Raw genomic sequence first — 13,032 nt, 5'->3', positions numbered from 1 at the left:
TACTCGACCATTTGTAGTGAATAATCTAGTAAATTCTGTTATCAAATTAGTATTTTTGCATTGAATTTTAACTTTATGCCTGAATATATTGATTTTTTTGTTGAATTATTAGGACCTGAACATTGTTTCTACGATGAACAAAGTCTTGAATTTTATTCTTATGATCATACCGAAAATTTAAGTTTTAAACCTTTGTTGGTTGTTAAACCTGAAAATTCGGAAGAAATTTCTCAAATAGTTAAATTCTGCAATGAAAAGACGATACCTATCACAACTAGATCCGGGGGTACCGGACTAATGGGAGGAGCTTTACCTATACATGGAGGAATTGTTTTATCCATGGAAAGACTTAATAAAATTATTGAAATCGATATTCAGAACTACCAGGCTGTTGTTGAAGCAGGAGTTATCAATTATCAACTTCAACAAGCCTTAGAACCGCACGGTTTATTTTATGGTCCCGATCCTTCGAGTTGGGGCAGTTCCTATATAGGAGGAAATATTGCTACCAATGCAGGAGGATTACGAGCGGTGAAATACGGAGTCACTTCTGTTTCCGTATTGAATTTAGAAGTAGTTCTCCCCAATGGAGAAATTATATGGACAGGTGCTAATACGCTAAAAAATTCAACAGGGTATAATTTAACCCAATTGTTTATTGGTAGTGAAGGTACATTAGGTATAGTTACCAAAGCCGTTTTAAAAGTTCTTACAAAACCCAAAACCGATATAACTTTGCTTATTCCTTTCCACAATTTAGAGGATTCGGCAAAGGCTGTAACGGAAATTTTTAAAAGCGGTTTACTACCCTGTTCACTTGAACTTATGGAAAGAAATGCTTTGGAACAAACCTTATTGCATTTAGATGAAAATTCTATTATTTTACAGGAAAATGTACAAGCTCATCTATTAATAAATTTCGACGGAAATTCTCAAGAAGAATTATTACCATTACTTGAACAAACCATAGCGGTTGTTGAATCGTTTCCGACAGAAGAAATTTACTTTGCCGACAATGAAACAGATAAAAACCGTTTATGGGAACTAAGAAGAAAAGTTGCTGAAATTGTAAAATCAAACGGGTATACTATTGAAGAAGATACGGTTGTACCAAGAGCTGAATTACCTAATTTGATAAAATTTGCTCATCAATTAGCTGAAAAAAATGAATGTAAAGTAGTTTGTTACGGTCATGCAGGAGATGGAAATCTACACATTAGATTCAATCATCCGAAATATAAAAATTCGTATAATAATCCGGTTATCCACGCTATGCTTTATGAATTATTTGAGTATATCCATTCTCTTGGTGGAACAATTTCAGGTGAACATGGCATTGGATTGCTTCAAAAAACATTCTTGCCTATAGTTTTTTCAAAGGCTAATTTGCAAATCCAAAAAAACATAAAAAAAGCCCTTGACCCTAAAAATATTATGAATCCTGGAAAATTAATCCCCGATTAAAATAATCCAAATTCTATTTAAGTAACAAAATTTTTAATGTAATTACTTATAATTTAATAACTAAACCTGTGAAAAAAATCGAATTAGAATTTTCGAAATTAATTGAAAAAAATCAGGGAATCATTCATAAAGTTTGCCGAATTTATACAAACAATGATGAAGATTCTCAAGATTTATTTCAAGAAATTCTATTACAACTTTGGAAATCCTATAAAAGTTTCCAAGGAAATTCTAAATTCACTACTTGGATGTATAGAGTTGCACTAAACACGGCTATCACTCTTTTTAGAAAATCAACTAAAACCATCAATACCCAAGAAATTGATAACACTTTATATAAAATATCTGAAAATGATGATTTTAGTGAAAAGCAAGAACAAATCAACAAGCTTTATGAGGCTATCAAAAAACTTTCTGAAATAGAACGAGCTTTAGTGTTGCTATATTTAGAAGATTTATCTTACAGAGAAATTTCCGAGACTTTGGGTATTACAGAAGTTAATGCTCGGGTAAAGATGAATCGCGTGAAAACCAAATTAAAAGAAATAATGAACAAAAATGAAGAATGAATTGGATATAGACAGTCTAAAAAAATCTTGGCAAAAGCAAAGTGAGACCAATCAATATTCTCAGGCAGAATTACTATTGATGCTTAATAAAAAATCGCGTAATAATGTAAAATACATTGTAATTATAAGTGTTATTGAATTTATAATTTTAATGACTTCTCTACTGTTTACAGCAGCGGATATGAACCTTATTATGCCCAATTTGGGAGGGGAAGCTCTAAAAGTTTACATTCGTAATTACCACATTAGCAGATTGCTCATCTATTTTAATCTTATAACTTCCATTGGATTTATATTTTATTTTTACAGATGCTATAAAAAAATCAATCTCCTATATTCAACCAAAGATTTAATCAATAATATATTAAGATTTAGAAAAAGCGTTAATTGGTTCATTTGTATTAATATTTTGCTGGGTGTATTAATACTTATTTTAACCGGCTTTTATGAATTTATGTATGGAAAAAGATTGGGACGAGGATTCAATTCTACAGATATTTTAAATATTGATCAAATAAGACTTAATTTCTCTTATCCTGAAAATATATTTGTTTTTATTATCATTTGCATAATTTTATTTTTAATAATTATTGCCTACTATTTATTAATTTATGGAATATTACTAAAAAAATTAAAGAAAAATTTAAACGAAATTAAAAAATTGGAAAAAGACAATCAATAATTTATTTTAAAAACACAAGAGGTAGACAAAAAGTCTACCCTATTACAAAATCATATACAATATACTATTTGTGTATGATTTTTTTTATAAATGAAAAATCGTATTTTTGCACATATTTAGTTGGAAGTAGATGAATCAAAGTACTCAATATACCGAGGATAACATAAAAACTCTTGAATGGCAAGAGCATATTCGTATCCGTCCGGGAATGTATATTGGAAAATTAGGTGACGGATCTTCCCCGGATGATGGTATCTATATTCTCTTAAAAGAAATAATCGATAATTCTATCGATGAATATGTTATGGGAGCAGGAAAAAAAATTGATCTTTCCCTTGATAATACCATCATAAAAATACGAGATTACGGAAGAGGTATTCCTTTAGGAAAAATGGTTGATGCCGTTTCTAAAATGAATACGGGAGGAAAATATGATTCCAGAGCCTTTAAAAAATCCGTTGGATTGAATGGAGTGGGTACAAAAGCCGTAAATGCGTTATCCTCCTATTTTAAGGTTAAATCCATACGCGACGGAGTTTCACGATATGCTGAATTTTCAAAAGGTGTACTGACATACGAAAGCCCTGAAACAGAATCCAAAGAAAGAAAAGGTACCGAAATTTCTTTTGAACCTGATTCTTCCATATTCGGAAATTTCAAGTTCAGGAAAGAATATATAGACAAAATGCTAAAAAACTATGTCTATCTTAATCCCGGACTGAAAATTTTCTTTAATGGAGAAGAATACTATTCTGAAAATGGTTTGCAAGATTTACTTCAAGATAATATTGAGGGAGAAACGATTTATCCTATCATTCATTTAAAAGATGAAGATATTGAAGTAGCTTTCACTCACAGCGAACGTTCTCAATCAGAAGCATATTTTTCCTTTGTAAACGGTCAACATACCACACAAGGAGGAACTCATCTCAATGCTTTTAAAGAAGCCTTCGTAAAAACCGTACGCGAATTTTATAATAAAAACTACGATGCATCTGATATTAGAAAATCAATAATAGCAGCGGTTTCAATTAAAATTATTGAACCGGTTTTTGAATCGCAAACTAAAACTAAATTGGGAAGTAGTGAAATGGGACCCGATTTACCCACGATTCGAACTTTTATGAATGATTTTCTAAAAAAACATTTAGATAATTTTTTACATAAAAATCCGGAGGTGGCAGATGCTCTGCAAAGAAAAATTATAATATCTGAAAAAGAAAGGAAAGAGCTTTCCGGCATTCAAAAACTGGCAAGAGAAAGAGCAAAAAAAGTTAGTTTACACAATAAAAAATTAAGAGATTGTCGTCAACATTATAATGATCAGAAGTCTCAAAGAAAATTAGAATCTACTATATTTATTACGGAAGGTGATTCAGCCTCCGGATCCATAACTAAAAGTAGAGACGTGGAAACCCAAGCGGTATTCAGCCTTCGTGGAAAACCATTGAACAGCTATGGATTGACAAAAAAAATAGTTTATGAGAATGAAGAATTTAATTTACTTCAATCTGCTTTAAATATTGAAATAAGCTTAGAAGATTTACGTTATAATAATGTAGTTATCGCAACTGATGCCGATGTTGACGGAATGCACATCCGTTTGCTTATGATAACTTTTTTCTTACAATTTTTTCCTGATTTAATAAAGAACGGACATTTATATATTCTCCAAACCCCTTTATTCAGGGTTAGAAATAAAAAAGAAACACGGTATTGTTATACAGATGAAGAGAGAATTAAAGCAATTCAAGAGTTAGGAAAAAATCCCGAAATAACTCGTTTTAAAGGATTAGGAGAAATATCACCTGACGAATTTAAAAATTTTATCGGTAAAGATATAAAATTAGAACCCGTAATGTTAAGTAAAAATACTTCTATTGAAGAACTATTGGACTTTTACATGGGAAAAAATACACAAACCAGGCAAGAATTTATAATTAATAATTTAGTAATAGATACCTTTTAGTGATATAAAAAAAATTAAATATGAATAATGACTTAAAAGCTACTATTTTATGAAATTTCAAAATCCAAAAACTAAAAGTAAAATTGCAATTATTAACATTGTAATATTGATCATTTTTTTTACCAGCTTTGTATTTATCTACTTAAATGTACCTGCTTTTGGCAGAGGGGATGAACTTGTTTTATTAATAAGTCTCTTAGTTCTTATTTATTTAGCCTATTTAGGTTGTCCTTTCTTTAGGTATGACAGTGACGGAGAAACTTTGATATTTCAAAATGAAAAATCTCTACCGATTGCTTTTATGGTTAAAGAATCATTATCTGACTTTCCTAAAAGAAAACTTATTAAATTTGTAATTAAAAATAAACCTTTATTCAAAAAAGTTTTAGAAATTTACATATCAAGCAAACGAGTAAGTTCGGGACAATCTAAAGTGAATTTTGATATATCTTATCTTGATTCCCGACAAATTAGAGATATACGAATTTCTCTCAATAAAGTAATTAGCGAAAATAAAAAGGAAATATATCAATAAAATTTTACACAAGCATAAAAAAACACTTTTAAACTAATAATGAACGAAGACAATCAAGAAAACGTAAATAAAAATAATCAAAACACTGAAACTATTCAAAAAATATCTGGTATGTACCAGAATTGGTTTTTAGATTATGCTTCTTATGTCATTCTTGAAAGGGCTATTCCATCCATCTTCGACGGTTTAAAACCCGTTCAAAAAAGAATCCTTCACTCAATGAGGGAATTGGAAGATGGCCGGTATAATAAAGTTGCCAATGTGGTAGGTAATACCATGAAATACCACCCCCATGGAGACGCTGCTATTACTGATGCTATCGTTCAAATAGGACAAAAAGAACTATTAATTGATACCCAAGGAAACTGGGGTAATATATATACAGGAGACGGAGCAGCTGCTGCCCGTTATATTGAATCCAGATTAACTCCTTTTGCTTTGGAAGTTGTCTTTAATTCTAAAACTACGGTTTGGAAACCATCTTATGATGGACGGAATAAAGAGCCTGAAAACCTTCCTATAAAATTTCCCTTACTTTTATCTCAAGGAGTGGAAGGTATTGCCGTGGGATTATCAACTAAGATTTTACCACATAATTTTTTAGAATTAATCGATGCTTCTATTGCGATTTTAAAAGGAAAACCATTTACCTTATATCCTGATTTCCAAACAGGAGGTTTAATTGACGTTGCGAATTATAATGACGGAGAACGCGGAGGAAAAATAAGGGCTCGAGCCAGAATTTCAAATCCTGAAAAAGGACTTCTTCTAATAAATGAAATTCCATATGGAACTAATACAGGATCTCTTATAGACAGTATCCTTAAAGCCAATGAGAAGGGAAAAATTAAAATAAAAAAAGTTGAAGATAATACCGCTTCTGAAGTTGAAATTTTAATACACTTACCTAACGATGTCTCTCCGGACAAGATGATTGATGCTTTATATGCATTCACAGATTGTGAAATTTCAATTTCTCCGAATGCATGTGTCATCAATGTAGACAAACCGGAATTTTTAAGTGTTTCTGAAATTTTAAGAAGAAATACCAACCATACTGTAAATCTTCTTAAACAAGAATTAGAAATTGAACTCGGAGAATTGCAGGAACAATGGCATTTTGCTTCGTTAGAAAAAATATTTATCGAAAACAGGATCTACCATCAAATCGAAGAACTTGATAAATGGGAAGATGTGATCTCTACAATCGATGCCGGATTAAAACCTTTTACTAAACATTTGATTAGAGAAGTTTCCGAAGACGATATTAATAAGTTAACTGAAATACGCATAAAAAGAATCACCCGATTTGACCTGGATAAAGCAGAGGAAAATATTGCAGCATTAGATGGAAAAATAAAAGAAGTAAAACACCATTTAGATCATTTAATCCAATATGCAATTGAATACTTTACCAATATAAAGAAAAAATACGGGAAAAATAAAGAAAGAAAAACCGAAATTCGAACTTTTGATACAATCGACGCAGCAAAAGTTGCAGTTGCAAATATCAAATTCTATGTCAATCGTGAAGAAGGATTTATTGGATATTCCCTCAAAAAGGATGAATACCTTTTTGACTGTTCGGATATAGATGATATAATTGTGTTTAGAAAAGACGGGATAATGCTGGTTACTAAAGCAGATGCTAAAACTTTTGTAGGAAAAAACATCATCCATGTAGGAATTTGGAAGAAAAATGATACCCGTACTATTTACAATATGATCTATCGTGAAGGTAAACTAGGTCCTTGGTATATGAAAAGATTTCCTGTTACCTCCATAACCAGAGATAAAGAATACAATTTAGCCTCTACCGCTAAAGGTTCAGAAATCCAATATTTTACTGCGAATCCTAATGGTGAAGCGGAATCAGTTACCATTTTCCTTAAACCCAGCCAAAGGTTGAAAAAATTAAAGTTTGACATAGATTTTTCGGAATTAGCCATTAAAGGAAGAAGCTCTAAAGGAAATTTAGTATCAAAAAATTATATAAAGAAAATTGAATTAAAAGAGTCAGGTATTTCTACTTTAGCCCCTAGAAAAATATGGTTTGATGAATCGGTACAACGCTTAAACGTTGAAGGCCGCGGCAAATATTTAGGCGCTTTTAAAGGAGCCGATAAAATAGTTACCCTCTCTTCTACCGGAATTGCTAAACTTCATACTTTTGATCTGTTAAATCATTTTGATGATGAATTTTTAGTACTTGAAAAATGGAATCCGGAAAAACCGGTATGTTGTATATATTACGACGGAGATAAATCCATTTATTATATTAAACGCTTCTTATTAGATGATACCTTGAATCCGCAAGTATTTTTTATCTCAGAAAATCCAAGATCTTTTATAGAATGGGTTGGAACCGGATGGAAATTAATTGCTGAAATCAATTTTGGAAAAGATAAAAGTCCGGAAACTATTAATTTAGAAGACTTTATAGCTATTAAAGGAATTAAGGCACAAGGAAATCAAATTTCTAAAGAAAAAATAAAAAAGATAACCATTACAGAAGAACCTTCCGAACAGGAAAATGAAGCAAATGCCGATGCTGAAACTGATGAAGCCCCAACTGAACCTAAAGATTCTCAAGATGGAAACTCCGGGACAGATGGTGAACAGATAAATCTTTTCTAATAATCTGAATATTTTTTATTTTAAAAAAACAGTAAATATTTGTTTACATATTAATTTCAAATATCTTTATTAAATAATTTAATGCCTTTACCGCATACTTACTCTTAAATTCACTAGATTTGTTTAATAAATTTAAGTTAAGTTTAATTTTTAATTAAAAAAAAGAATATGGCATTTGAATTACCAAAATTACCGTATGCATACAATGCGCTAGAGCCTTATATCGATGCAAAAACCATGGAAATCCATTATACAAAACATCATGGTACTTATACTACAAATTTAAATAATGCAATCGCCGGTACAGAACTTGAAAATTTACCTATAGAACAAATTATAATTAAAGGTTTTGATAAAACCCCTATAAGAAATAATGGCGGTGGTTATTTGAACCATTGTTTATTTTGGGAATGGTTAACCCCTAATGGTAAAGGTAAACCGGAAGGAAATTTAGCTGCAGCAATCAACGAATCTTTTGGATCTTTTGATGCTTTCAAAGAGGAATTTTCAAAAGCAGCAGCCGGCAGATTCGGATCCGGATGGGCTTGGTTGTTATCCAATAATGGAAAATTAAGCATTGGCTCAACGGCAAATCAAGACAATCCTTTAATGCCGGGAGTAGGTGCATCTGGAACTCCTATTCTAGGGTTAGATGTTTGGGAGCATGCTTACTATCTTAACTATCAAAACAGAAGAGCAGACTACATTAGTGCTTTCTTTAACGTGATAAATTGGGATAAAGTTTCTGAATTATTTGAATCAAGTAAATAAATCAGTATAAAGATTTAATAAAAAGCCGTCTAATTTAGATGGCTTTTTATCTTTTAGTGAAGATTGACACCAATGCTAAAAGGAAAATAGCGCCAAGAGTGGACATAGCCAACATAAGAGTTTTATCATTTTCATTAACCGGTATTTGAAAATGTTTAAATAGCCAATTTCCTAAAAAACTACCTAAAATACCAATCATTAAATTTCCAAAACATCCAAAACCTCGACCTTTAATTAAAGTCCCTGCTAAAAAACCGGATGAAATCCCTATAAGTAATGTCCACATTATTTTATGTTCTAATCTTTTAACTTTTGTAAATTAATAATTTTTTTCCAATCAAAATATCCAAAAATTGCGATGATAAATAAAAATATAGTTAAAAGAGAATATAATAAAAGTCCTTTATGAAGTAATAATGGAACGGCTATAAAATTACTAATATTTAAAAAAATCCAATTGTCCAGTTTTCTTTTTGCTAATAGCCACATACCGGCCCATGCAAATGCGCTCACCAATGAGTCCCATACAGGAACATCTGAATTAGTGTAATTCGTTAAGAAAAAATATAAAAGAATCCATGAAAATATCACAATGCAACATGCAATTAATCTATCGTTGACAGTACATAAACTTACCGTACTACTATTCTTAGTTTTACTTGTCCATAAAAACCATCCATATATACTCATTACAAAATAATATCCTTGCAATAAAATTTCCGCATATAAACGAAAATCCCAATAAATATACATGGTTATAAGTATATTAAGTAATCCGCAAGGATACAACCAAACCTTATTATATTTGGCGAATAAAGCTTCCGCAATACCAAAAGCTACTCCTATGGCTTCTAAAAAAGAAATTTGATAAAATTGTTGTTTTAAAATTGTCCACCATTCATGTATTGAAACCATAGTTATACCTTTATTATTTTTTAGTACTTAATCATAAATCATATTAAGATATTTTATTTTCTTAGAGAGTTATGATTTGAAATAAATTTTAAAATCAAGCCGATTAATTAAAACGTAGTATTCCTGAATTCGTATAGTAAATTATTATTTTACATGCAAAGATATTAAAAAGACCTACTTTAATTAGTATTCTTTTACAAATAATTAAAATATAGATTATTTCAATAATTTTTATGGCAATAAATTTGATGTGATTTAAGTTTTTAATAAGTAATATAATCCAAAAATTAGTATGATAGCAGGTATGACTAAAGAAAAAGAAAATTCAGATAACCCTATTGACATTCTAAAAAGATGTAAAATTATACGAGAAAAGCATACAAAATCAGCTTATTTAAATATAAATATTTCGGGAGAATGGAAATTATATTCAGGCGATTCAGTTCAAACTATTGATACTAAAAAACCGATCGCGCAAGGTAAAGATTACGGAACTTATCCTTTATATATATTACCATCCAAAAGAAGTTATTTTAAATTAGAGACTTCCGAAGGATCGGCTATTCTTGCGGAAACACACCTTCCGATGGAAGGAGGATATAATTTTAGAGATTTAGGAGGTTTAGAGTCTAAAGACGGAAAACGAATTAAATGGGGGAAATTATTTAGAACAGACGATTTATATAATTTAACCCATAATGATTTACTATATTTATCCAGTATTCCTATAATTACTCTGGTTGATTTCAGATGCGAAGAAGAATATAAAGCCTTACCGGACAAAATTCCTGCAGAAGTTAAAAATCATTACTATTTATGTATTGAACCCGGTCGTTTAAAAGCATATGCTAAAAGTATTCATACGAGCAAAAATGATGTAATAAATGCTATGAAGCATTTATACAAACTTTTAGTTACAGAAGATAAATATTTAAACGCATACGAAGAATTTTTTACCTATATACAAGACCAAGAAAAATTACCGCTCCTTTTTCATTGTTCAGCAGGGAAAGATCGCACCGGATTGGCTACCGCATTGTTGCTATATGCTCTAGATATTCCTAAAGATATTATTTTAAAAGATTATTTAGCGTCGAATGATTATCTGGCGGATAAATACCATCCATTAATTGAACAAAATCCATCCAACAAATATTTATATACGGTCATACCGGAATACTTAGAAAGCGCATTAAACGAAATAGAAAATGAGTATGGATCTATTCAAAATTTTTTGATTAACAGAATGCATTTAAATATTGATAAATTGAAAAATAATTTATTGTATTAATATCTGTTTAAACTTTAGAATCAAAAATTAATCGGCAATCAACATATATCGAATTTTAAACAGATAAGTACCTAGTTTACTTACCTGTTTTAATAAAGCATGTATTAAAATTTATTCGTACAAATGGTAGAGAAAATTCTATTTATTTAGGTTGGCTTTTTGTAGACGAACGGCATTTAATATAGCTAAAAGGGCTACACCCACATCGGCAAATACAGCTTCCAATAGATGGATATCACCAAAAATTCCTAAAATCATTACAATAATTTTAATACCAAAAGCTAATATCACATTTTGCCAAACGACATGTTTGGTGGCTTTTCCTATTTTAACGGCTAAAGGAATTTTAGAGGTCTGATCGTCTTGAATTATGACATCGGCTACTTCAATCGTCGCATCACTGCCTAAACCTCCCATGGCTATACCAACATCACTTAATGCGATCACCGGTGCATCATTAAATCCATCACCTACAAAAGCTACTTTACCAATCACTGTTGATTTTATTTCCTTCATTTTACTTACCTTATCTTCCGGTAAAAGTTCACCATAGGCATGATCTATACCTAATTCCCGGGCAACTTTTTGTACGATTGTATTTTTATCACCACTAAGAATGGTTGCCCCGATACCTAAATCATGTATTTTTTTAATATCTTGTTGAGCTCCTGATTTAATTTGATCTGCAATTTCCAAATATCCGGCGAACTTGTTATTTACTGCAATTAAAACTACAGTGTTTATGATTTCTTTACAAGTATCCGGATAAGAAATGGAATAGGCATCCATTAATTTAAAATTACCTACTAACAATTCATTATCTTCTATTTCCACTTTAATCCCTTTTCCCGGAATATCTTCCATGGAAGTAATTTTTGTTACCTCAGGTTTTTGATTTACATAAGCTTGAATTGCGGTGGCAATCGGATGATTACTATGAGATTCGGCTATATTAACCCATTGTAATAATTGAGTCCTATCAAAACCTTGCTCAACATGTACATTTTGAACAGAAAAATTTCCTAAGGTTAAAGTTCCTGTTTTATCAAATACAATTTGTTTAACTTCAGCCAAGATATCCAAAAAGTTGGAACCTTTAACCAAAATTCCATTTCTTGAAGCTAAACCTATGCCACCGAAATATCCTAAAGGTATTGAGATTACCAAAGCACAAGGACAGGATATAACTAAAAATATTAAGGATCGATACAACCAGGTTTCATATTCATAGTTTGCTACAAAAAAATATGGTAATATAAACACCAGCAAGGCAATAAAGAAAACCGCCGGAGTATAAATCTTCGCAAATTTTCTGATAAACAATTCTGTTTTCGCTTTTTGACCGGTAGCATTTTGAACTAAATCCAATATTTTAGATAGTTTACTGTCTGAATAAGGAGTAGTAACTTTTACAAGTGAAGAAGTGTTGAGATTTATCATTCCTGCTAAAATGGTCTCCCCTTTTTCTTTACTTTGCGGGGTACTTTCCCCGGTTAACGCAGAAGTATTGAACGTAGCAGATGAAGAAAGCAATTCTCCATCCAATGCTACTTTATCTCCCGGTTTTAATTGTATAATTTCGCCTACTTGAACCTCTTTAGCTTTTACGACTTTAGTAGTTTGATTTTCAATAATTGTTGCTTCATCGGGTCTTTGATCCAATAAAGCATTAATATTTCTTTTAGCTTTAGCTACTGCCAACGATTGGAAGTTCTCTCCAATGGAATAAAATAACATAACTGCAACCGCTTCCGGATATTCTCCTATATAAAAAGCACCTACCGAAGCTAAAAACATCAATGATAGCTCATTGAAAAAATCCTTATGCTTAAATTCTTCCAACATTTCTTTAAATACAGGATACCCTACAGGCAAATAAGCTAGTATATATGCTACCAATCTAATCCAAGAATTGAAAAATGAAGTTTTAGAATAATCTAAAATGAGAGCGAGAACTAAAAGTATTGAACTTATGATGGCCGGTAAAAATAATTGAAAAATATTTATGTTGAAATCTAGTTCATGATCATGGGTATGCCCATGAGAAGGTTCATGATCTCCTTGATTAATAATATTTTTTCTATCGTTGTCATTACAGGCGCAACCGGGTTTATATGAAGACATAATTATCTATATTTTTAATTATATAACAAAAATAATTCCCCTATGTTGCAATTAGATTGCAAAGTAAGAAATAGT

At 30.8% G+C, this 13,032-nt stretch carries 11 protein-coding genes; 8 read left to right on the top strand and 3 right to left on the bottom strand.

All coding sequences use genetic code 11. The features are described 5' to 3' along the window. Window positions 1-75: 75 nt before the first annotated feature. From G8C41_RS02845 to G8C41_RS02815, 7 genes are all read left to right on the top strand, one after another. Window positions 76-1,464 (top strand): FAD-binding oxidoreductase, encoded by a 1,389-nt coding sequence (locus G8C41_RS02845; RefSeq protein WP_166006041.1) that lies wholly within the window; start codon window positions 76-78, stop codon window positions 1,462-1,464. Between the two features lie 68 nt (window positions 1,465-1,532). After that, complete coding sequence (locus G8C41_RS02840) at window positions 1,533-2,033, top strand: RNA polymerase sigma factor (RefSeq protein WP_166006040.1); 501 nt, start codon at window positions 1,533-1,535, stop codon at window positions 2,031-2,033. Beyond that, window positions 2,023-2,715, top strand: coding sequence for a hypothetical protein (locus tag G8C41_RS02835; protein WP_160566561.1), 693 nt, complete (start codon window positions 2,023-2,025; stop codon window positions 2,713-2,715). The genes G8C41_RS02840 and G8C41_RS02835 overlap by 11 nt, the downstream gene beginning before the upstream one ends. A gap of 130 nt (window positions 2,716-2,845) precedes the next feature. After that, a complete protein-coding gene (locus tag G8C41_RS02830; RefSeq protein WP_166006039.1) occupies window positions 2,846-4,684 on the top strand; it encodes a DNA topoisomerase IV subunit B in 1,839 nt (612 codons plus the stop codon). 49 nt (window positions 4,685-4,733) lie between these two features. After that, window positions 4,734-5,219 (top strand): hypothetical protein, encoded by a 486-nt coding sequence (locus G8C41_RS02825; RefSeq protein WP_105297846.1) that lies wholly within the window; start codon window positions 4,734-4,736, stop codon window positions 5,217-5,219. Between the two features lie 39 nt (window positions 5,220-5,258). Then, window positions 5,259-7,856: a DNA gyrase/topoisomerase IV subunit A gene (locus G8C41_RS02820; RefSeq protein ID WP_166006038.1), complete on the top strand. Its 2,598-nt coding sequence runs from the start codon at window positions 5,259-5,261 to the stop codon at window positions 7,854-7,856. Between the two features lie 168 nt (window positions 7,857-8,024). After that, a complete protein-coding gene (locus G8C41_RS02815) occupies window positions 8,025-8,627 on the top strand; it encodes a superoxide dismutase (RefSeq protein ID WP_166004059.1) in 603 nt (200 codons plus the stop codon). Window positions 8,628-8,673: 46 nt separating this feature from the next. Here the strand turns inward: G8C41_RS02815 and G8C41_RS02810 are convergent, their stop codons facing one another. After that, window positions 8,674-8,913, bottom strand: a complete 240-nt coding sequence (locus G8C41_RS02810; protein WP_166006037.1) for a GlsB/YeaQ/YmgE family stress response membrane protein — start codon at window positions 8,911-8,913, stop codon at window positions 8,674-8,676. Between the two features lie 11 nt (window positions 8,914-8,924). Continuing rightward, a complete protein-coding gene (gene pnuC / locus G8C41_RS02805) occupies window positions 8,925-9,542 on the bottom strand; it encodes a nicotinamide riboside transporter PnuC (protein WP_166006036.1) in 618 nt (205 codons plus the stop codon). A gap of 292 nt (window positions 9,543-9,834) precedes the next feature. Here pnuC and G8C41_RS02800 point away from each other — a divergent pair, with 292 nt between their 5' ends. After that, on the top strand, window positions 9,835-10,833 hold the full coding sequence (locus G8C41_RS02800; RefSeq protein ID WP_105297851.1) for a tyrosine-protein phosphatase: 999 nt from the start codon (window positions 9,835-9,837) through the stop codon (window positions 10,831-10,833). A 138-nt stretch (window positions 10,834-10,971) separates the two neighbouring features. Here the strand turns inward: G8C41_RS02800 and G8C41_RS02795 are convergent, their stop codons facing one another. Next, on the bottom strand, window positions 10,972-12,957 hold the full coding sequence (locus G8C41_RS02795) for a heavy metal translocating P-type ATPase (RefSeq protein ID WP_166006035.1): 1,986 nt from the start codon (window positions 12,955-12,957) through the stop codon (window positions 10,972-10,974). Window positions 12,958-13,032: the final 75 nt, after the last annotated feature.

Source organism: Apibacter sp. B3706 (assembly GCF_011082725.1).
Classification (GTDB): Bacteria; Bacteroidota; Bacteroidia; order Flavobacteriales; family Weeksellaceae; genus Apibacter.
This window is presented reverse-complemented; position numbering and strand designations above follow the sequence as displayed.